Genomic DNA, 21,599 nt, shown 5'->3' on the forward strand with positions numbered 1-21,599 from the left:
AGTTTGAGGTGCACAGCTCTTTTGTGTGCACGAATAAAGGTGGTACCGCGAACAGCTCCTTCGTCCTTTAAGGCGATAGGAGTTTTTTTGTACCCAAAAATAAAGGAGGAAATAACATGTCAACTGAAAACAACACGTCGATGCCGACGAAATATGATCCACAGACAATTGAAGCAGGTCGTTACGAATGGTGGCTGAAAGGGAAGTACTTTGAAGCGCAACCAGAAAGCGATAAAACGCCCTATACAATTGTTATTCCACCGCCGAACGTCACAGGTAAACTTCACCTAGGCCATGCATGGGATACAACCTTACAAGACATCATGACGCGTATGAAACGTATGCAAGGCTATGATGCACTATGGCTTCCAGGAATGGATCATGCGGGAATCGCGACACAGGCTCGTGTTGAAGCAAAACTTCGTGAAGAAGGAACGACACGTTATGATTTAGGCCGCGAAAAATTCGTTGAAGAAACATGGAAATGGAAAGACGAGTACGCAGGACATATTCGTGCGCAATGGGCGAAACTTGGTTTGGGTCTTGATTATACACGTGAACGATTTACCCTGGATGAAGGACTTTCGAAAGCAGTACAGGAAGTTTTCGTTAAACTCTACAACAAAGGGCTTATCTACCGTGGCGAATATATTATCAACTGGGATCCGGCAACGAAAACAGCTATATCCGATATCGAAGTTATCCATAAAGACATACAGGGTGCTTTCTATCATATGCGTTACCCACTAGCAGACGGAACGGGCAGTATCGAAATTGCGACAACTCGACCTGAAACAATGCTTGGGGACACTGCGGTTGCAGTCCATCCTGAAGATGAGCGCTACAAGCATTTAATCGGCAAAACGGTTAAATTACCGATTGTCGGCCGTGAAATCCCGATTATTGCAGACGATTATGTCGACATGGAATTTGGAAGTGGTGCCGTGAAAATTACACCTGCACATGACCCGAATGACTTTGAAATCGGTAACCGTCACAATCTTCCACGTGTTCTTGTGATGAATGAAGACGGTTCAATGAATAAGCTTGCTGGTAAATACGAAGGAATGGATCGCTTCGAATGCCGTAAAGAAATCGTTAAAGACTTGCAGGAGATGGCTGTTCTATTCAACATTGAAGAACATAATCATTCTGTCGGTCACTCTGAACGCAGTGGTGCTGTCGTTGAACCGTATTTATCAACACAATGGTTCGTTAAAATGCAGCCCCTTGCTAATGAAGCGATTAAATTACAAGAAGCAGAAGACAAAGTAAACTTTGTCCCGGACCGTTTCGAAAAAACGTATTTAACATGGATGGAAAATGTCCATGACTGGTGTATCTCGCGTCAACTTTGGTGGGGCCACCGCATCCCAGCTTGGTACCACAACGAAACGGGCGAAATACATGTCGGTCATGAAGCGCCTGCTGACAGTGAAAACTGGAGCCAGGACAATGACGTTCTTGATACATGGTTCTCATCTGCGCTTTGGCCGTTCTCAACAATGGGCTGGCCGGATCTCGACAATGAAGAATTTAAACGTTATTACCCAACAGATGCACTCGTAACGGGCTATGACATCATTTTCTTCTGGGTATCACGGATGATCTTCCAAGGCATCGAATTTACAGAACAGCGTCCATTTAAAGACGTCTTAATTCACGGACTCGTACGTGCAGAAGATGGTCGTAAAATGTCTAAATCACTTGGTAACGGCGTCGACCCAATGGATGTTATTGAAAAATACGGAGCGGATGCACTTCGCTACTTCTTGTCAACCGGTTCATCGCCAGGGCAGGACCTTCGCTACTCAACTGAAAAAGTTGAAGCCATCTGGAACTTTGCCAATAAAATCTGGAATGCATCCCGTTTCGCACTTATGAACATGGATGGCATGACTTACGAAGAAATAGATTTGACTGGTGAAAAATCCGTTGCAGATGCATGGATTCTGACAAGGTTGAATGAAACAATCGACCAAGTGACGAAACTTGCAGATCGTTATGAGTTCGGTGAAGTCGGCCGTGCACTTTATAACTTCATCTGGGATGATTTCTGTGACTGGTACATCGAAATGGCGAAACTGCCATTATACGGTGAAGATGAAACAGCGAAGAAAATGACACGCTCAGTACTGGCATACGTACTCGATAATACAATGCGTCTATTACACCCATTCATGCCGTTTATTACAGAAGAAATCTGGCAGAACCTACCGCATGAAGGCGAGTCAATCACAATCGCTGCATGGCCGGTTGCAGATCCTGATCTTACTGATAAAACGCGTGCAACAGATATGAAACTGCTGATGGATATCATCCGCGCAGTACGTAATATCCGTGCAGAAGTAAATACACCATTAAGCAAAAAAGTACCACTCTATATTTCAGCTAAAGACGATGCAACTGTAGCCGTGTTGGAAGCAAATCGCAGCTACATCGAACGATTCTGTAACCCTGAGACATTAACGCTAGGCAACAACATCACAGCACCAGGCAAATCGATGTCAGCTGTCGTTACAGGAGCAGAACTGTTTTTACCACTTGAAGGTCTTTTGAACATTGACGAAGAGCTCGCACGTCTGACAAAAGAACTTGCGAAATGGCAAGGTGAAGTAAAACGCGTTCAAGGCAAACTTTCCAACGAACGCTTCATGTCAAAAGCTCCTGAAGCAGTAGTTGCTGAAGAGCGAGCTAAAGAAAGTGACTATCTAGAAAAATACGCGGCAGTAGAGCGTCGTATGCAGGAATTGAAGGAAATCTGATTTTAAAACAAACCCCGTCGTGATTTTTGCGACGGGGTTTGTTTTTTGTGATTATTACTATGAAGCAGTTTCCAATACCGCTTCGTCGCTTGGTGATGGCCTCCCGTAATGAGCCCGCCAGAAAGATCACTGTCGGTCTCATTACTTCGGCTCACACTTGTCGCTCCTTCGCTAGATTCTTTCGTCTTACAAGGAGATTATTACAGTCGCTCTTGAATTCTAAATTTATAGTGCCGAATACAATGATTTGAGTACTTTCCTACCAAGTTGAAGCAGCAGTTGCGAAGTAAATCATGACTCTGTATGATAATAGTAGGAGATTAGTAGAGGGGAAGTGAAGAATTCTTGAAAAGAACTCACAAAAAACTAAATGAAGCTGGAATGACACTAGTAGAAATATTAGCAGCCCTGGTCATTTTAGGTATTGTTTTCATTGGTTTCATGACTATATTTCCCCAAATGACATCTTTTAATGAAAAGACGGAAACGAAGTTGGAAACAATGAATCTTGCGCGGATTGAATTGAATTCAGTTCGAAATAAGTCACTTCCAACGGGTTTCTTAGATGAAATTAAGAAAACACCAAAAAATGAAATTTGGACGGATAAGTATACTAGCGATAAATATAAAGTGGAGGTTGACTACTACACTAAACCTGATCTAAAACCTAATGATCAGAAAGAAAATGATGGTCAAGCCATTCTGTATAGAGTGGATATTAGAGTATTTAAAGATAGTAAGAAAATAAGCGAAACGTTTGGGTATGTTAAAGTTGTAAATTAGTAATATGGGAGGGCTGTGCGGAAATGGATAATAAACAATCAGGTTTGACACTTGTTGAAGTGTTAGTTACTCTCGTCCTCTCAACACTAGTAGTCGCATTAATTTGGACAACTGTGTCCATTAGCATGAAGTATAATATTACAGAATCCAAAAAGCTTTTGTTACAGCAAGAAGCGAACTATATTATTACGAAGCTTCAACAGGAGCATCGGCATAGAGATTGCTATAAAATTAACATTGAAAAAGAACAAGTTAGCATTGGTAACTGTGAAAATGAGCCATCTTTTCAAGAAGTTGTTAGCACCGGATTTTATTATTTACCAGTCGTAAAAAAAGATATTAATACGAAAAAAGAAGATTTGAGTTTAATATCTTTCACAATCATTAATTCGGAAAATGAAAAACTAAAAGTAAAAGTAAAAGTACCAATACTTATTACTAGATATAGGAGTGAATAGTAAAGAAAGGATGAGGAGTTATGTGGAATAAAAAGAACGAACAAGGATATGCGCTATTGATCGTCCTCTTTTTGGTGGTCTTCATCATGATTGTAACTGTTGTTTTTATGCGTGGATCAATTAGTAATGCAAAACAGGAACAAAAAGTTGACCAAAATCATTTATCCTATACAGCTGCGGAAATGGGTGTGGATTATTACAACGCCTTATTTACAAATCAATTTTTGGGAGTCAGACAACAGATCTGGAACGATAATCTGATAAAGTTTAAAAATGAAATAGAGGCTAAAGGTTTTACAGGCAATATAAAAGACTTAGCCGTAACCTTTCAAGGTGAAATAGCCAATGAAATCATAGGTGAACTACAAAGGGTTAATACATCCGTAGTCCCTTCAGACGTGTATTACCATAAAGAAAAGGAGAATTTCCAAATCTCATTTTCCTCAAGCAAAGAGATTCAGATAGTTGGTAACATTGTCGGAGATTACCATAATGGCAAAGACGCGAACTTATATATGAAATTAGCATTCCCGATTCCATCCTTGTTGTTGGAAGAAGAGGGAGATGGATCTTCTAATGGCGGGGGAGGCTCGTTTGAATTTCCGAACTTGCGGTTAAGTGATTTACAAATTGGAACAGTTGATACGGTGAATAAAGTCCAAGTGTCAGATGAAAAGATGTATGCCAGTAAAAAAATTTATGGAATGACTAATGTTCTAGTCAGAAAAAAAGATGACTTGCACCTAAGTGAGATTGAATCAAATATAAGTTCAGTGGACATATGGGCAACCGGGAATATGCAATCAACGAAACTATATGGAAATGAAAATGTATCCATCCAAGTAAACGGTAAATTTCAAACAGGGAATATACAGGATAATAAAGTAAAACTGAAGATTATTTCTTTCGATGATTGGACATCATCAAGTAATATATATGGAAATAAAGATGTGACCATTTTAACTAACGGTAAATTTGAATCAGGGGGACAAGTGGATAGTAATACAGGACCGTTATTCATAGATGCTACGAAAAGTTATAGTTCTGGTAGCCTATCGAAAAATAAAGATGTCTCCGTATTAACTAATGGCCAGTTTTCTACAGGGTTGATTGAATTGAATACGGGGAAGTTAACGATTAAATCTGATGGGAAGTTTCAGTCTGGGAATCTTCAATACAATGATAATGTGATAATTGAAACCAGGGGGGGGGTCCAAGCGAAATTAATCGAGGGGAATAAACAAAGAATCTCTATTAAAACCACTGGTGACTTTCAATCTGAGAAACTTCAGTTTAATGATAATGTGAACATCGAAGCAAAAGGGAATTTCCAATCTGATTTAATCATCGGGAATAAAGGCAGCCTCGTGATTAAAGCTATAGGAGATTTCCAATCTAAGAAAATACAAAATAATAAAAATGGTTATATTCAAACCAATGGAAAATTTCAAGCCAATGGGGTCTATGGTAATGAGAACATGGAAATTTACAGTAAATATGATTTTGAATCCAATGACATGATTCAGGATAATACGAATCTAACCATTTGGACAAATGATGAATTTCAAACAAATGGTGTTATCTATGGGAATAAAGGTGTAACCATCTTCAGTAAAAATGATTTTCAATCAGGAAAGATACAAAACAATGAGAACTTAAAAATTGTTACTTTAAATGGCTTTAAAGCTGATAGTATATATTTGAAGGAAAACTCAACGATTTGTGTCGGGGAAAAGTTTGATGTAAGTGGCCAGATTGATATTCCTTCAACAAGTCATATTTACTTACTTCAAAAAACAAATAAAAGTAATAGCCGTATTGAGGTATTAGGGAAAGCGGATTGGGAAAGTAAATGCGGAGTTTCGCTAAGCGGTGGAACTGGTGTCAATGAGAATACTCATTGGGAGCCTCCTGTAATTGCTGTGAAATATTAATATCCCTACCTTTAAATTTAGGGTACCTGGTTATGAAACAACTTCAATTTGTTTCGTAACCCGATACCTTTTTTATATGCAAACGGTTATTCACCGGAAAGTTCCCCTTTAATATACCTCATCAATTCCCCCGCCACCGAAAAATCATGCGTCACATACAACGACCGCGCCCCGACAGGATCCTCAATCTCATTCAACAGCCATCTTCCTTCAGGCAACAACAAAAAGTCAATCCCCACATAATCGCTTTTTATTGCTCGGGAAATAGTATGCGCATCTTTTTCCTGCCAGCTAGAAAGTATGTATTTTTCGACGGAGCCACCAAGTGTGTAGTTTGATTTGAATGTCCCATGACCAGTGCGTTTTACGGCTCCGACAACTTCATTGCCAATCATAAATACGCGTATATCTCGGGCACCGGATTCGATGAAGGGTTGGACAATTAGTTTTCGGTCGTGGAATTTGGTGAAAAACAACTTCGCGTCCGCAGTTGATGTACAAAGAAAAACTTCATTCCCACCATGGCCATCGACCGTTTTCAACACGCAAGGATACGAATTAATTTCTTCGATAGAACGAATTCTTCGCGTAGGCACAGCTGGAACGCCGAGCAGGTTAGCAAGTTCAAATGTCCGCAATTTATCGTTTGCAATTCGGTTCACTTCTGCTCGGTTGAATACTCGAAAACCTTTTAGTTCAAATGTAGCAGCGCGTTCAGGATTGCGATCTCTGAAAAGAATGAAATCTGCATCTGAATTTGGTTTTTCATCTTCAACTAGCAATTGCAGTTCAATTCCAATTTTCTCGGATTCGATTATCAAATCATCAATAAACGCATGATTTCTAACTGATTCAGCCTTTGAATAATAAACATAGCCCTTCAACCTAACTTCCTCAAAATATAGGCGATCATCGCATCTGCAACATTGATCCCAGTCACATTGTAAATATTACGAATGTGGGCGGCCGCATTGACCTCACAGACGAGGGGTTCTTCGTTGTCACCGAACAATAAGTCGACACCGGCAAACTCTGCACCGACTGCGTGGGCAGCTTGTATCGCTAACGCTTTCTGTTGGTCTGTTAGTTCGATTACTGTTGCCACACCGCCATTCGTTATATTCGCCCGGAAATCAGTTTCAGAGTGACGGTGCATTGCTGCTACAATCTCGTCCCCGACGATGTTCACCCGAATATCACGACCTCTGCTTGTTGCGATGAATTTCTGAAATACATAGTCGATACCGCGCAATTCATCCGTCTTTTCATAAAATTGCTCTTCTGTTTCAATCAAATACACTTTCATGCCGAATGAACCATGACCTTCTTTAATGACCATTGGCAGTCCTAGACGTTCCAACACTTGTTCATAGTAACCTGAATCTTTGATTGTGAAATTCGGATACACTTTCGGTGCAATAATTGTTTCGGGCATCGCAATGCCCTGCTTCGAAAGTTCGAGATATTGTATGGCTTTATTATCACATGTTTCAATGACATCGGGATCGTTGAAAACAGGGATTCCTGAGTTTTTCAAGAAATTAGCGAGTAGAATATCTTTATCTAGAAAGATAACAAAATCGGGACGATTCTCTAAAACCGTATCCAAATTCATCATCACTTCATAGTTCTTCTTGAGTTCAGTGCAAACACCCGCGCGTTCCGCAGCTTCTTTCATCAGTTCAGCTTGATCCTTAAATTTATCGCTTGTTAAACTTCCATTATAAATAACCCAACAACTTTGCATTAGGAACCCTCCGGGAATGATATACTTTTTCTAACTAGATTCTAACATACGGAGGGATAGTTTTGATTCCAAAAATGAATGTATATAAAAAACGATGGGGAATTGATAGTGATGACTCTATTAAGCCTGGTCTTGAGGCAGTGCAGGAAGCGCTTGTAAAAATGGGTAGTCCCGAAAAACAATTGCAAGTTATCCATGTAACAGGGACGAATGGGAAAGGTTCTACGATTGCATTTATGGAAGCAATTTTGAAAGAGCATGGATTGTCGACAGGTGTTTTTTCGTCGCCAGCAATTATCGACATACATGATCAAATACGTATTAATGGGGAAGTGATAACGGAAGAGGAATTAGATAAATCATTTCAGGCGATGAAGGAAGCAGGATTGAGCGGGTTCCTGACGGATTTTGAATTGCTAACTGTAGCAGCATTTACAACGTTTAGACGACTTGCGCCCGATTATGTTTTACTAGAAACAGGAATGGGTGGACTGCTAGACAGTACGAATGTCGTGACACCACTTGTTTCAGTTATTACTTCAATAGCACTTGATCATACTGCGTTTCTAGGGACGACTGTTGCGGAAGTGGCAAGGCATAAGGGAGGCATTATAAAAAAGGGAATTCCTGTTGTAACAGGGCTGTTACTTGAAGAGGAAGCACTCAAAGTTGTCCGTACTATTTCAAGTCAGCAAGGTAGCGCCCTTTTTATGTACGGTGAGCGTTTTGATATGAAGGATGATTTGTTTAACGGAACTGAAACGTTCCAGTTGGCTGGACGAAAAATGAAAGGGCTGCACCAAGGTGTAAATGCCGCGGTTGCGATTCAATCACTTCTAGTGGCTGGCATTCAGCTTGCTGAAGAAGCGGTCTCTTGGGCAGTTGCTATCACGCAACTCGCACATCGTTTCCAGGAAATATCACCAGGGGTCTTCGTGGATGGGGCACATAATCCTGCAGCTGCAAAGGCGTTAGCAGCCACAATTCGTTCGGAGTTCCCGGGGGAGAAAGTGGACTTCATTATTGGGATGCTAAAAGGGAAAGACATTGAGAAAACGCTGAATGAGCTCATCCAAGTTGCGGCATCATTCACATTCCTGACGTTTCCACATCCTCAAGCGGCCACCGGCGAGCAATTAATGAAATATTGCCACCATGAAGTAAAAAAGGTGACAACTGCCGAAAGTAATACTATAATACTATCTAATGTAAGAAAAAAGAAGAAAATAGTAACAGGTTCACTATACCTACTGAGTAGTCTAATGGACTATCGAAAGAATTGATTACTCGAAAAACTTTTTTGGGTAATAGTGACAAATGTATTATGGTCTGATAAACTTTTGAAGACTTCTACCTTTTCTGACTTATTTATTTGGGAGTGGATAATGTAATGAAGGTTGCAAATAGGTCCACTATGCATTATTTTATTTTGTGGTTATTGACCGTTCCAACTGGATTGATTTATGTTTTTTTGAATTATCCTCCAGTGCAAGTAAACTGGATGTACGTGGCGGTTTTTATAGTATTCGGATTTCTCACTACCTATTTCCCGATATTATGGAACGGTATACCGATATTCCTAGTACTTTGGGTGACTGTGCCCGCTTTTTTAATGTATGGACTGTTTATTGAAATGATAGTCATGCAAATTTCAATCCTTGCAATCCTTTTGTCATTACCGAGTAAGTTACCATTGATACAACGTTTTTTTATTAACTCGATGCTTTTTACTTTTTTATCGATTATTGCCGCGATCTTTTTTGATATAGTGGGTGGGGAAATCGGCTCAATCGAATTTTGGCCAGTTATCGTTGCGGTGTTCTGCTATCAATTCATTCATACAGCATTTAACAACATAGTGCTGAGATTATATGTAATGTACAAAAAAGTTAACTCGCCTTTCTTTTCGAAAGATCTATTGGTCGACTATGCGATGATCCTGGTTGTTCTACCCTTATCACTCACGTTCTATTATTTATTGCAACTAGTTGGGGGAGGTTCCTTTTTTTTAATGGGAATTCCTTTTTTCTTTATCTCATTAATTGTCCGTCTTTATAATAATTCGGAAAAAATTAATAGTGATTTGCGGCAAGCGGGGGATATTGGTAACGGCCTTTCGGAATTATTAACGGAAAAGGCTGTAATTGACCAATTCGTCATGGAAGTGTCGGACATGTTTGATGCAGAGTATACGTATCTTTTTGACCATCAGGATGGTTGGCTAGAGCTCCTCCGTTCCTATGAACATGATAAATTCATTGATATCGATTTTGCCCTTTTATCTGCGGGACAAGGAATTGCGGGATCAGTTCTTGAACAAAACAAGCCAATCATCTATTCGGAAAGGAAAGAGTGGGAATCGATTTCAAAAGATTATTCGCCTAATGGAATGCAAAGTATACTTTGTGTCCCAATTTCACGGAACCAGAAAATCGAGGCAGTTTTGTTTTTGGCCTCAGAAAAGAAGGCATTCTTTGATGGCTATCAATTGAAAATCTTAGACTTACTATGTTCCTATTTCACTGTTTCGGTGGAAAAAGCACGCTATATGCAAGAAGCAGTTACAAAAAATGAGCGCTGTGCGTTAACTGGACTTTATAACTATAGGTATCTGGAGGAACGGTTAACGTATGAGATGGACAGGCTTAAAAACAACGCAATAAAAAATCTTTCAGTCGTTATGCTTGATATTGATCATTTTAAACAAGTGAATGATACGTATGGGCATCAAAGTGGGAACGATATTTTAGGTATGCTTGCAAAGAGACTTGAAGCTGAACTCCCTATTGGTGGGACAGTTGGCCGCTATGGAGGAGAGGAATTCGTTTACATTTTGCCTGGTATTGCAAAAAAGGAAGCTGTGGAATTCGCTGAAAGTCTACGCGCTGAAATTGGTGAACATGATTTTACGATCGTTCCAGATCTAGTTGAGGATAAGCATCCGCTAGGCGTCCGTATTACATCGAGTATCGGTGTTTCATCGGCTCCAATTGATACGGATGAAGTGCTGACGCTTTTGCGCAATGCGGATCGTGCACTTTATTTAGGAGCCAAACAGGCAGGGCGAAATAGGGTTGCTGAATATGTGAAATGAATTAATGAAAGGTAGTGCCAGGGGAAATGGAGATATCTAAAAGGTTTCAGATTAGCACTTTAATAGCGTGGATTGTTATCGTTCCTCCTGGCATCTTTCTTGCATTCACTTTATTTCCTGCAATAAAAATAGAATGGTTAAATTTGAGCATTTTGTTTGCACTGCTATTCGTAACGATGACAATGCCTTTACAACTGAAAAATATAACAGTTTCCTTTGAACGCTGGATTACCTTCACCATTTTTTTTCAATACGGAGTATTCGCGGAGTTGGTTTTTACACAGATTGCAATGCTTATCCTAGTATTTAGCCAAAAGTCAGATTTACCCCATATGCATCGTTTTTTTGTTAATTCCCTAATTTTCACACTCATCTCACTAGCGAGCGGAACTCTATTTCATTATGCAGGTGGAGAAGTTGGTTCGACGGATTTCTTGAACATCTGCTTATTTGGCCTTATTTATGCGATTAGTTATTCGCTGATTAATAGCGTTTTGATGCAAGTCTATTTATATTTCGAACTTGGCATTTATTCTTTTAAAGAAAAATTTGTAGTATGGGATTTTGCTTCTACAATGTTGTTGTTTCCGTTCAGCATATCCCTGTATTTTCTAAATAAACAATTTGGTAATAATGCAATACTTTTGATTGGCATCCCATTCCTTCTCGTATTATTAATCGCAAGGTTGTATCATCGGTCTGATAATTTAAATGACAAACTGTCTTCTGCGGGTATTATCGGGCGTGAACTTGCTGAGCGACTGGGCTTTGAAGATGTGATTCGGACATTCATCGGAAAGCTAAAAGATGTGGTTCCTTATGACAATGCTTATGTTCTAGATCTTCGAAATGGGGAGCATTTAATCACGTTGATGGCTTCTGAAAATGGGATGATTACAAAAGATATGACTGGACTTTCATTTCATCTAGAAAAAACTGTAGACGATGGATTGGATATGGACAATCCGAAAATCTTTGCGACCCAAAAAGAAGCAATGGCGCTAAATAACTTCAAATTCAACCAACCAGTGGAAAGTGTCATGACCGCTCCAATCAAGCGAAATCAGAAAACAGAAGGATTTCTAATCCTAACTTCCAAGCGGAAAAATGTATTTCGAGCGATGGAAATGAAAATCGTTGACGTTTTGACCGGATACTTTGCAATTTCATTAGTAAAGGCGCGCTATTATGAAAAGACTGTTGAGCAAAGTGTACGATGTGGTTTGACTAGCTTGCATAACTACCGCTACCTCGATACAAAGCTTGACGAAGAAATCCAACGATTCCATATTGGGACTATCAATTCACTTGCGGTTTTAATGCTAGATATCGATCATTTCAAATCGATTAATGATACACATGGACACCAGAGTGGAAATGATCTTCTTAAGGCACTTGCTAGACTGCTTGAATCATTTGTTCCGATTGACGCAACACTTTCACGATACGGAGGGGAAGAATTCGTCATCGTCTTGCCGAATTATGGGGAAAATGAAACGGGTGAACTCGCAGAAAAAATTCGTGAAGAAGTGGAATCATCTATATTTCGTATCATTCCAGATCTTTCTAAAGACCGCGAGCCTGTCGATGTCTGTATGACTGTTAGCATTGGCGTTGCTAATGTAACTAAAGACGCAAAAGATGCAAAAGAGCTTTTGCGTAATGCCGACCGAGCATTGTATATAGGTGGCAAGCAAGCAGGAAGAAATAAAGTAGGGGTTTATGGAAGGGAATACGTTGAAACATTATGATGCTAAATCGTAGATTGTCCTAATTTTATAAAATTAATTTATAAAAAAAGACCGGGAAACCGGTCTTTTTTATATATCTTTATTCCCGTTTGACAATCTTTACAGTGACAAACTGTGGAAAGTCTATGATAATAGTAATAGGTAAATCAATAAGTAAACATAATAACTATCCACAATTATATTGTTCTAATTAAAAAGAAACTATCAATTATTAAACGAGTAAGAGGAGACCACATATGGAATATATCATTCTACTAGTAGCTGCGATTCTAGCCCTTCCTATAGTAATCTATTTAGTTCGTCGGAAAAGAATAAGTAATCGGGTTTTATTGGGAACGATGGCTGGATTATTTATAGCTGTTATTGGTCTACTGATGCAAGGCGCATTTGATCCGCTCTATGTCCTAGTAGCGATGTTCGGACTTGCATTCGCTGTTTCAGTTTTGTTGGATAAGCGATCTGAACCGGAGGCAGTAACCGTTTCTGAGCGCCCCGTAGTAAAAGATATCCCTCGTGAAATTATCAACACTAACCGTATCAATGCGAATGAAGAAATAGCTGCGTCAGTTAACAAGGAAGTTGGTTTTGCGATGGAACCGATTGAGGATGATTTGAATCAATGGATGAGCGCAAATCGAGAAGAAATTGAAAGTGGGCAGAGTGAATTCAACGATAGAGAGGAGCGTTCTGATGGGAAGTAAAGGATTCTTAAATACGTTTATCATAGTCTTGACGTCGACGCTCGTTTTTTACGGGTTTTCTTCTGTTGGTGCCCTTGCATTTACTAATGTGTCATCAAAGGACTTTGGGGATCAAACCTTTGTCGGTCCTTTCGATATCTCAAGACAAAAAGAACAAGCGGTGAAAGAAAAACTCGCAGCAGATTTCATAACACTTCAAACAGATTTTGCAGTCGATTTAACTTATCAGGATATCACAGTTGCTTTGCCTGCCGAAGTAGTTACTTTCGACGTTGAAAAAACGGTTGAACAATCGAATTCTGGTAAAGAAAATCCCATTGTCTCAACAGTTTCAGTCGATGGACTTCGAACGATTCTGACACAACAGTTTTCTTCAATCCTGTTTAGTGAAGATAGTCTTCAATCGATTGCAACTGGTATCGAACGGGAGTTAGGAACAGGTATTATGCCACTGACTATTCATATTACGGATTACTCTGATTTCACGGAAATAGAAATCGCAACATCATCGATTGCAGTAACAGAGCCCTCGACTTCGTTGACGAATTTAATCAATGCTTTAAATGGTACGGAAATCACATCTTTTGCAACGTTTTCTTTATTTGATTTCATTAAAAATAATGAGATTGGTGTCGTGTCTGATGAGGAGCTAACAGTTCTTGCATCTGTTCTCTATGCGACAATTTTGCAGACGAATTTTGTTATCGATGAACGCAATATAGGAAATATGCTAGCACCATTCGCAGAACCAGGGTTCGAAGCAGCGGTCAATGAGCGGCTTGGACTAAATTTCATCTTCACCAATCCAAATAAGACGGCTTTCCAGTTGCATGTTCAATCTGCCAATGGAACAATTGTTTCGTCAATTACCGGTATGCCTTTACTCTATTCCTACTCACCGTTTGTCGGGCAACTAGAATCATTCGAGCCAAAAACAGTGCAGCAATTTAGCGCATTTATACCAAATGGACAAGTAAGTGTAGCTGATGAAGGCAGAAAAGGAATGGAAGTGGAAGTCCACCGAACGATTTCATACGAAGGCTCGGTAGTAGTGGATGAAATGATTTCATCTGACTTTTATGCTCCGATGCCTAAAATCGAACTCCATCCATTGAAAAAAGAGTCGCAACAAATTCCCGGAAATAGCAATGATGGAACAGTCAATTCTCAGGACAATCAAAACTCTGCCGATTCCCAAAATGGTTTGGAGTCTAACGTTGATAAAGACCCTTCACAATTACAAGGCGAAGATGAGATAGAAGTTCAATATGATAAAGGTGGAAATATAATTGAGTAAACGTGAGAACGGAGTGGGGGAATAGCATGTCGACTACACGTAAAAGACTAGGTGACCTGCTCGTTGAGTCTGGTCTCATTACAAATGAACAATTGCAAGCAGCATTGAGCGAAAAACCGCGCGATCAGAAACTTGGCGACTCGCTCCTTCAATACGGTTTTATCACCGAACAGCAACTAATTGAGGTATTGGAATTCCAACTGGGTATTCCGCACGTCAATCTGTTTAGATACCCTTTTGATCCGAAACTGTTTAATGTTGTACCGAAAGAATTTGCTAAACGCAATTTGCTTGTCCCGTTGAAAGCTGAGGGGGACAGGCTTTTTGTCGCAATGTCTGACCCGATGGATTATATTACAGTCGACAATTTGCGGTTGTCTACTGGGTTCCATATTGAAACTGCGATTGCATCAAAAGATGATATAATGCGGACTATTTCAAAGTATTACGATGAGGAGTCATTCGATGAGCTTTTCATCGAACAGACAACTGAACAGATAGAACAACAAGATGAGTTGACGGATTTGGATTCCCCGATTGTCCGGCTTGTCAATCAACTCATGTCTTCAGCTATCACTCAAAAGGCTAGTGATATTCATTTCGACCCCCAAGAGCATCAAGTCGCTATACGCTTCCGGATTGACGGTTTGTTGAAATCGGAACGATTTTTACCGAAGCATATGCAGGCGATGATTAGTGCACGTATAAAAATTATGGCAAATTTAGATATTACAGAACACCGGATACCACAAGATGGCCGCATCAAGACGAATGTAGATTTTCGACCGATTGACCTTCGTGTCTCCACGTTACCGACAGTTTACGGTGAGAAAATTGTCATGCGTATTCTAGATCTCAGCAGTTCTTTGAACGACCTGACGAAACTTGGTTTCAATAAGTTGAATCTGGACCGGTTCCTTGAACAAATAGAAAAACCTAATGGAATTGTCCTTATTTCAGGGCCTACGGGATCGGGTAAATCGTCAACGCTTTATGCAGCGCTTAATAAATTGAATAAAGAAGAAGTGAATATAATTACAGTAGAAGACCCGGTTGAGTATCAGCTAGAAGGGGTAAACCAAATACAAGTGAACCCGAATGTCGGATTGACATTCGCGGCAGGTCTAAGGTCTATATTGAGACAAGATCCAGATATCGTTATGGTCGGGGAAATACGTGACCGTGAAACAGTTGAAATTGCCATTAGGGCATCATTAACTGGTCATTTAGTTCTTAGTACAATCCATACGAATGATTCGATTGCTACGATTACAAGGATGTTAGATATGGGTGTCGAACCGTTTCTCGTAACTTCATCGCTAAATGCTGTTATCGCCCAACGGCTCATCCGCCGTGTTTGTCGAGATTGTGGACGAGAAATGGCTGCATCTAGTCGCGAAGTGGAGATTTTTGCGAAGCGGGGTATTACGATTGAAAAAGTGATAAGAGGTTCCGGCTGTGCGGTATGCAATATGACTGGGTATCGCGGGCGGATTGCCATTCACGAAGTGCTCGTTTTGAACGACGAAATGCGAGACGTTATTAATAGAGGCGGAACGACCGCAGATTTGAGAGAAATTGCAATTCGCAATAAGACAATGTTTTTGATGGATGATGGTTTATTGAAAGTAAAACAAGGGATTACGACGACAGAAGAAGTATTGCGCGTCGCATTGATTGAATAGGGGTTTTGTACATGAACAGGAAGATTGATGAGCTGCTAAAGACGGCGTTTAAGTTAAATGCTTCAGACATTCATTTAACGGTAGGGGTGCCTCCGATATTCAGGGTTCACGGGGATTTAAAACGCTATGGCGATGTGTTGATTGATAAAGAATTTACTGAATCAGTCGCACAATTGACAATTCCGGATAAGATGTATCCAGACTTTGTGGAGCATGGCCAAATCGATTATTCCTATGAAGTCCTGGGAGCGGCTCGTTTTCGTGTCAATGCATTTCAGCAACGCGGTTCTATATCACTTGCTTTTCGGACGATACCAACGATAATACCGACAATCGATGACTTGCAATTGCCAGAAACGTTAAAGATGTTGGCGCAGACGCATCAAGGACTCATCCTTGTGACAGGGCCGACGGGGTCGGGTAAATCGACGACACTTGCAGCGATGATCAAATATATGAATGAAACAATGCACAAACACATCATTACGTTGGAAGATCCGATTGAGTATATGCATGCGCATGGTACATCGATTATTGATCAGCGGGAAATAGGATTTGACACTGCTTCATTTACATCGGGGTTACGTGCTGCGTTGCGGCAGGATCCGGATGTCATCCTTGTTGGGGAAATGCGAGATTTGGAAACAATATCGACAGCGATCACTGCGGCCGAAACGGGTCACCTTGTTCTGGCTACGCTCCATACATGGAGTGCTGCATCGACTATTGACCGGATTATTGACGTATTCCCGCATGGTCAGCAGTCGCAAATTCGTGTCCAGCTTGCTGGCGTTTTGACATCTGTTATTTCACAGCGGTTACTCCAGACAGCTGACCGCAAAGGACGACGTGCTGCGACGGAAGTAATGATTAATAATCCTGCTATTGCTAACTTGATACGGACAGAGAAAGTCCATCAGATTCCAACTATCATTCAAACAAACCGTGCGGCAGGTATGCATATGATGGCCTCTTCTGTCCGCACCTTCCTCGATCAAGGGATTATTTCGTATGAAACAGCCACGCCGTATTTAGAAGGTGATGAGTAACGATGGCTCGTTTCAAGTATGAAGGACGCGATGCAAAAGCAATCCGGACAGGTGTCATCGTAGCAGTGGACAAGCGGGAAGCTGCGATAAAACTAAAAAGTCAAGGAATACGTGTGACGAACTTAACTGTCCAAGCAGAAACTGCGCTGACAAAAGAAATCGTCATCGGAAAACCGGTGAAACGAGAACATTTAATCATGTTCCTCCGTCAATTTTCAACGCTTCTCAGGGCGGGTGTTACAATCATTGATGCTATACGAATACTGGCATTGCAAGTCGAATCGAAACCGTTCCAAAAGATACTCATTACGGTGAACGATGATTTGCGTGGAGGCGGTTCTTTATCGGGAGCATTCACAAAACACTCGAAAGCGTTCGAACCAATCGTTGTTAATATGATTCGGGCCGGCGAAATGTCCGGTACGATTGATGATTCACTTGATCGTCTTGCTGATCATTTTGAAAAATCACATCAGTTAAAGCAAAAGGTTGTGTCTGCGATGTCCTATCCATTAGTCGTCGCAGTTTTAGCAATCGGAGTTGTTATCTTTTTGTTGACGACAATCGTTCCTATGTTTGTCGAAATGTTTGCCAGTTTCGGAGGAGAGTTACCTTGGATTACGCGCTTCGTTATGAACGCGAGTACCTTTGTAACCACTTACTGGTTCTTGTTGGTTTTATTCGCAGTGATTGTTGTAGGTGGGATTTGGATGATGAAGCGCAATAAAGAAGGGAAGCTTTTGTTAGATACATTTCTTTTAAGGCTCCCCATATTTGGTGACATCATGAAGAAATCCGTTCTTGCAACCATGACGCGGACGTTAAGTTCGTTGTTTGCTAGTTCTGTCCCAATTCTACAAGCGATGTCCATGACAGAAAAGATAGTAGAAAATGAAGTAATTTCTAGAGTGATTGCAAAGTCAAGAGAGTCATTAGAACGGGGCGGGTCGTTGACGGAGCCAATGAACGGGCACTGGGCGTTTCCACCGCTGATTCCCCATATGATTGCAATTGGTGAGCAAACAGGGTCTTTAGACGCGATGTTGGCGAAAGTTGCCGATTTCTACGAGAAAGAAGTGGAAGCTGCGACGGATCGGTTGAAAGCCTTGATTGAACCATTGATGATTGTGCTATTAGCAGGATTAGTCGGGACTATAGTCCTCGCGATTATGATGCCGATGTTCGAAATGTTTAATAACATAGACGGAATGTAAGGGGTAATTTCAATAATTAGTAAAAAAGACGTATAAATTATTGATATAGTAGTTTCATATTTTGTAGAATTAGGTATAATTAAGATGTAAGTAGAATAAGAAGATGAAAAAAGGGAGGAAATACAAATGAAGAAACTTTTACAAAAACGATTGAACAATGAAAAAGGATTAACGCTAGTCGAGCTATTGGCTGTTATTGTTATTTTGGGGATTATTGCAGCGATTGCGGTGCCTTCGATTGGGAATATTATTCAGAGTTCTAGAGAAAAAGCAGTTATTGCTGATGCGCAAAATGTTCTGGCGGCGGCAAATTTGTACTTTATTGATAACCCTGACGCTACAACAGCATCTATTTCAGGTAACGATAATTTGATTCCCGAGTTTCTAGATGACAAAGGTACTTTGGAAACAGCAACGGTAACAAAAACTTTGGCAGAAGGCGGAAATACGATTGATTTTTCAGGCAAAGCAGGAAAGAAAACTATATCTGGAAACCTTACGAAAGCTGGTCTTAAGAACTTCGACTTTGATAAAGTTGTAGCTCCCTAAAGCTAGGTATAAACAAAATTGAACAGAATATTAATTTGTATTTTATTTAGTTAGGAGCTGGTCCAATGCCCATGTCCATATTCACTCGCCGCAAGCGCACAGAATCCATGACAATTGAAGAAGATGCAGTCCGGTTTGTTCGGCTGAAATCGGTTGATCCGCTCGTTATCGATGTTGCGGAGGAAGTTTCCCTTCCTCCGAACGTCGTTGTCGAGGGGAAGATTGTCGATTCCGAAACGCTTGCGACGATATTGGACGGGGCGATTGAACAGTGGGGAATCTCCAAACGATCCGTCCAATTCCTCGCCCCGGATCAATATGTTATTATCCGCAAAGTCCCATACCCCGACGATGTCATGACGGACGAATTGAAAGGTCATTTCTTCATTGAGATTGGTTCGACACTCTATCTCCCGTTCGATGACCCTGTCTTTGATGTCGTCCCATACCTACCCAATACCGAAATGAATGAAGCGATTATTATTGCGTCAAAAGAAAGTGTACTAAGCCGTTATGAAGAGGTTTTGAAAGACGTGAAATTAAATCCTGTAACGGCTGATATCACGCCACTTGCCTTATATCGTCTTGCCTATAGACAGCACTCATTCATGGGTAAAGAACATGTTCTGTTAGCTGATCTGAAAGATGGTAAACTGACGGTTTCTATTTTCCATGAGCATTTCCCACTCTTTATGCGACCAGTTGATTTGGAAAATTCGACGGATTTATCCGTTGTGACAGATATGACTGGTAAAGTGGGCAATGTTACGCCATTGACCATTGTGATGGAGCTAGAAAAACTCATTAATTTTTACCGCTATAATATGTGGAACGGTGCCGCTTCCATCACGCATCTTCTCGTGAATGGGGAGTACTCCCAAATGGATGCACTCCTTTCCGGAATCAGAGAACGGCTGAACGTCAAAGCAGATGTATTGGTTAAGGAGCCTTTACAACTTGCGACCGGGGAAGAGCTGCCAGCGCGCTTCAACCGAACAATCGGGTTGGCATTGAAAGAGGTGTAGTCATGTTAGTCGATATTAATCTATTACCTGAAAAAGAGAAGGAGCGGTCGACGCTCCTCATCGCTGCACTGGCTATTCTAGGTGCAGCTGTTCTTTTATGGTTGGCTTTATTCATGCTTTCTACTAGTTTAGCAAAAGAGACGGAAACGCTTGAGCAGCAGCTGATAGTCCTACAGCAAAGTCAGGAAGAAATCCGTTCTGAGCTCCAGCAAACTGATTCAGGTGACGAGAAAAAGTTGCTCGCATCGACTGTAGATTGGGCAGAGAACTATCAGTTTGATACAGTTCCTCTTTTACATGAACTTATAAATTTATTGCCAGAACGTGGATTCTTCCAAACGTTTGATTTTACAGGTCCCAATTTGGCGACGGTTATAGTTCAATTCGACACAAAACCAGACAGTGCATATTATTACACGCGATTAAAATCATCACAGGTCATATCAGAGATTCATCTTGATTCTGTGAAAGTTGAAAATGTATCGACTGAAGAAACTAGTCCAGCAACTGATGTTCTACCGCGTTATATGGCTACCTATTCAATCTTATTTACTGATCAACGGATTGCGGTCGAGGGGACAGCTGGAGTTGACGAGGCACAAAGTTCGGATGAGGGAGATGATACGAGTGACTAATTTGACGAAACGCCAAAAAGAAATAGCCCTAGTCGTCCTCTCCGTTTTGTTATTCATTTCACTTGCAGCCTATTCTTATTTCAAAGTGTATGTACCTGTTAAAGATACGAATGAGCAGATGAAGCTCACGACTTCCAATGAGCGGGACGTGTTGTTTGCTCTTCGCAAGCAGTCCGCGGCTAAGGGGCAAACTGATACGACCAGTTCGCAGCCATTGCAGCGTAAAGTACCGTCAATGCCATTAGAAGATGCCGTACTTCTCCAAATTGGCAAAGCGGAAATCAAATCGGGCATCCTAGTACAAGACATAACATTTGCGCAAGGCGAATTTATCATAGAAAATCCTGTTGAAAATGTTGAGAATGTTAACCAGTTGTTGACTGAAGTAGTTCTTCAATCCGATTCGTACACGGGGATCGAAAAATTCGTCGATGAAATTGAGAAGATGGAGCGTATTTTTATCATTGATTCAATCAGTATCAATGTACCTGTTGAAATTCGTGACCAGCAGCTGGACGAGGGACTGATAGAGATGACGGTGGCGTTTTCCGCTTTTTATCGTCCTGATTTAGTAGGTTTACAGCACGAGGTCCCGAAAATAGATGCACCTCCGCCTAGTGAGAAAACCGATCCGACACCTTTCAATGATGGCGTGGAAGCAGGGGATACCAAGTGACGATTGTAATCACAAGTCTATTTTTCGTTTCCTTCTTCAACGTTGTTGGCCACGAGTTCCTAAAAAAAGAATCAATTGTGTCACCGCCTTCCCCTTGCACGACATTTGACCGTAACCTGGAGCCTCTGGACTTTGTGCCAAACTTTTCTTTGCAACTCTATTCTGAATAGCAGTATAATTTTAACCTGTTGGTGCGTAGCACTGCGAGGTTCCACAACAGTCTGGGGGAAATCAAA

Annotated in this window: 19 protein-coding genes and 1 other annotated feature (1 of these 20 cut by a window edge); of the genes, 17 read left to right on the top strand and 2 right to left on the bottom strand. The window is 40.8% G+C overall.

All coding sequences use genetic code 11. The features are described 5' to 3' along the window. Nucleotides 1–71, top strand: a binding site (T-box leader) (it extends 179 nt beyond the left edge of the window). 45 nt (nucleotides 72–116) lie between these two features. The 4 genes from AZE41_RS08590 to AZE41_RS08605 all read left to right on the top strand — a co-directional run bounded on the left by AZE41_RS08590 (nucleotide 117) and on the right by AZE41_RS08605 (nucleotide 5,940). After that, nucleotides 117–2,765, top strand: a complete 2,649-nt coding sequence (locus AZE41_RS08590; protein WP_082786536.1) for a valine--tRNA ligase — start codon at nucleotides 117–119, stop codon at nucleotides 2,763–2,765. A gap of 345 nt (nucleotides 2,766–3,110) precedes the next feature. Beyond that, complete coding sequence (locus tag AZE41_RS08595) at nucleotides 3,111–3,548, top strand: type IV pilus modification PilV family protein (protein ID WP_067208077.1); 438 nt, start codon at nucleotides 3,111–3,113, stop codon at nucleotides 3,546–3,548. 23 nt (nucleotides 3,549–3,571) lie between these two features. Continuing rightward, nucleotides 3,572–4,006: a prepilin-type N-terminal cleavage/methylation domain-containing protein gene (locus tag AZE41_RS08600; RefSeq protein ID WP_067208080.1), complete on the top strand. Its 435-nt coding sequence runs from the start codon at nucleotides 3,572–3,574 to the stop codon at nucleotides 4,004–4,006. 20 nt (nucleotides 4,007–4,026) lie between these two features. Continuing rightward, nucleotides 4,027–5,940: a hypothetical protein gene (locus tag AZE41_RS08605; protein WP_067208085.1), complete on the top strand. Its 1,914-nt coding sequence runs from the start codon at nucleotides 4,027–4,029 to the stop codon at nucleotides 5,938–5,940. 86 nt (nucleotides 5,941–6,026) lie between these two features. Here AZE41_RS08605 and AZE41_RS08610 read toward each other — a convergent pair whose 3' ends face one another. Then, nucleotides 6,027–6,824 (bottom strand): ATP-grasp domain-containing protein, encoded by a 798-nt coding sequence (locus AZE41_RS08610; protein WP_067208088.1) that lies wholly within the window; start codon nucleotides 6,822–6,824, stop codon nucleotides 6,027–6,029. Beyond that, complete coding sequence (locus AZE41_RS08615; RefSeq protein WP_067208090.1) at nucleotides 6,821–7,687, bottom strand: ATP-grasp domain-containing protein; 867 nt, start codon at nucleotides 7,685–7,687, stop codon at nucleotides 6,821–6,823. Before AZE41_RS08615 ends, AZE41_RS08610 begins: the two co-directional genes overlap by 4 nt. A gap of 62 nt (nucleotides 7,688–7,749) precedes the next feature. Here AZE41_RS08615 and AZE41_RS08620 point away from each other — a divergent pair, with 62 nt between their 5' ends. From AZE41_RS08620 to AZE41_RS22100, 13 genes are all read left to right on the top strand, one after another. Next, nucleotides 7,750–8,970 carry a bifunctional folylpolyglutamate synthase/dihydrofolate synthase gene (locus AZE41_RS08620; RefSeq protein WP_067208092.1) on the top strand — a complete coding sequence of 407 codons (1,221 nt, stop codon included), beginning with the start codon at nucleotides 7,750–7,752 and terminating at the stop codon, nucleotides 8,968–8,970. A 107-nt stretch (nucleotides 8,971–9,077) separates the two neighbouring features. After that, on the top strand, nucleotides 9,078–10,781 hold the full coding sequence (locus AZE41_RS08625; RefSeq protein WP_067208095.1) for a sensor domain-containing diguanylate cyclase: 1,704 nt from the start codon (nucleotides 9,078–9,080) through the stop codon (nucleotides 10,779–10,781). A 26-nt stretch (nucleotides 10,782–10,807) separates the two neighbouring features. After that, a complete protein-coding gene (locus AZE41_RS08630; RefSeq protein ID WP_067208097.1) occupies nucleotides 10,808–12,532 on the top strand; it encodes a sensor domain-containing diguanylate cyclase in 1,725 nt (574 codons plus the stop codon). A gap of 236 nt (nucleotides 12,533–12,768) precedes the next feature. Continuing rightward, on the top strand, nucleotides 12,769–13,233 hold the full coding sequence (locus tag AZE41_RS08635; RefSeq protein WP_067208100.1) for an A24 family peptidase: 465 nt from the start codon (nucleotides 12,769–12,771) through the stop codon (nucleotides 13,231–13,233). Continuing rightward, nucleotides 13,223–14,530, top strand: a complete 1,308-nt coding sequence (locus AZE41_RS08640) for a VanW family protein (protein WP_067208102.1) — start codon at nucleotides 13,223–13,225, stop codon at nucleotides 14,528–14,530. Before AZE41_RS08635 ends, AZE41_RS08640 begins: the two co-directional genes overlap by 11 nt. Before the next feature lie 26 nt (nucleotides 14,531–14,556). After that, a complete protein-coding gene (locus AZE41_RS08645; RefSeq protein WP_067208104.1) occupies nucleotides 14,557–16,215 on the top strand; it encodes a GspE/PulE family protein in 1,659 nt (552 codons plus the stop codon). Between the two features lie 11 nt (nucleotides 16,216–16,226). Next, complete coding sequence (locus tag AZE41_RS08650) at nucleotides 16,227–17,264, top strand: type IV pilus twitching motility protein PilT (RefSeq protein ID WP_067208106.1); 1,038 nt, start codon at nucleotides 16,227–16,229, stop codon at nucleotides 17,262–17,264. Nucleotides 17,265–17,266: 2 nt separating this feature from the next. After that, nucleotides 17,267–18,478, top strand: a complete 1,212-nt coding sequence (locus tag AZE41_RS08655) for a type II secretion system F family protein (RefSeq protein WP_067208109.1) — start codon at nucleotides 17,267–17,269, stop codon at nucleotides 18,476–18,478. A gap of 126 nt (nucleotides 18,479–18,604) precedes the next feature. Then, entirely contained in the window at nucleotides 18,605–19,027 is a 423-nt protein-coding gene (locus AZE41_RS08660; RefSeq protein WP_067208110.1) for a type II secretion system protein, read from the top strand. A gap of 65 nt (nucleotides 19,028–19,092) precedes the next feature. Next, nucleotides 19,093–20,052, top strand: a complete 960-nt coding sequence (gene pilM / locus AZE41_RS08665) for a type IV pilus biogenesis protein PilM (RefSeq protein ID WP_067208113.1) — start codon at nucleotides 19,093–19,095, stop codon at nucleotides 20,050–20,052. A gap of 2 nt (nucleotides 20,053–20,054) precedes the next feature. Continuing rightward, entirely contained in the window at nucleotides 20,055–20,687 is a 633-nt protein-coding gene (locus tag AZE41_RS08670; RefSeq protein WP_067208115.1) for a hypothetical protein, read from the top strand. Continuing rightward, nucleotides 20,680–21,363, top strand: a complete 684-nt coding sequence (locus AZE41_RS08675) for a hypothetical protein (protein ID WP_067208118.1) — start codon at nucleotides 20,680–20,682, stop codon at nucleotides 21,361–21,363. The genes AZE41_RS08670 and AZE41_RS08675 overlap by 8 nt, the downstream gene beginning before the upstream one ends. Further along, nucleotides 21,360–21,533, top strand: coding sequence for a prepilin peptidase (locus AZE41_RS22100; RefSeq protein WP_082786537.1), 174 nt, complete (start codon nucleotides 21,360–21,362; stop codon nucleotides 21,531–21,533). Before AZE41_RS08675 ends, AZE41_RS22100 begins: the two co-directional genes overlap by 4 nt. Nucleotides 21,534–21,599: the final 66 nt, after the last annotated feature.

Source organism: Sporosarcina psychrophila (genome assembly GCF_001590685.1).
GTDB lineage: Bacteria > Bacillota > Bacilli > Bacillales_A > Planococcaceae > Sporosarcina > Sporosarcina psychrophila.

Excerpts from the sequence above, each read along its gene's own strand:
- AZE41_RS08600 (WP_067208080.1), top strand. The coding sequence starts at position 3,572 with ATGGATAATAAACAATCAGGTTTGACACTTGTTGAAGTGTTAGTTACT.
- AZE41_RS08655 (WP_067208109.1), top strand. The coding sequence starts at position 17,267 with ATGGCTCGTTTCAAGTATGAAGGACGCGATGCAAAAGCAATCCGGACA.
- AZE41_RS08645 (WP_067208104.1), top strand. The coding sequence starts at position 14,557 with ATGTCGACTACACGTAAAAGACTAGGTGACCTGCTCGTTGAGTCTGGT.
- AZE41_RS08605 (WP_067208085.1), top strand. The coding sequence starts at position 4,027 with ATGTGGAATAAAAAGAACGAACAAGGATATGCGCTATTGATCGTCCTC.
- pilM (WP_067208113.1), top strand. The coding sequence starts at position 19,093 with ATGCCCATGTCCATATTCACTCGCCGCAAGCGCACAGAATCCATGACA.
- AZE41_RS08670 (WP_067208115.1), top strand. The coding sequence starts at position 20,055 with ATGTTAGTCGATATTAATCTATTACCTGAAAAAGAGAAGGAGCGGTCG.
- AZE41_RS08630 (WP_067208097.1), top strand. The coding sequence starts at position 10,808 with ATGGAGATATCTAAAAGGTTTCAGATTAGCACTTTAATAGCGTGGATT.
- AZE41_RS08625 (WP_067208095.1), top strand. The coding sequence starts at position 9,078 with ATGAAGGTTGCAAATAGGTCCACTATGCATTATTTTATTTTGTGGTTA.
- AZE41_RS08635 (WP_067208100.1), top strand. The coding sequence starts at position 12,769 with ATGGAATATATCATTCTACTAGTAGCTGCGATTCTAGCCCTTCCTATA.
- AZE41_RS08660 (WP_067208110.1), top strand. The coding sequence starts at position 18,605 with ATGAAGAAACTTTTACAAAAACGATTGAACAATGAAAAAGGATTAACG.
- AZE41_RS08590 (WP_082786536.1), top strand. The coding sequence starts at position 117 with ATGTCAACTGAAAACAACACGTCGATGCCGACGAAATATGATCCACAG.
- AZE41_RS08615 (WP_067208090.1), bottom strand. The coding sequence starts at position 7,687 with ATGCAAAGTTGTTGGGTTATTTATAATGGAAGTTTAACAAGCGATAAA.
- AZE41_RS08640 (WP_067208102.1), top strand. The coding sequence starts at position 13,223 with ATGGGAAGTAAAGGATTCTTAAATACGTTTATCATAGTCTTGACGTCG.
- AZE41_RS08650 (WP_067208106.1), top strand. The coding sequence starts at position 16,227 with ATGAACAGGAAGATTGATGAGCTGCTAAAGACGGCGTTTAAGTTAAAT.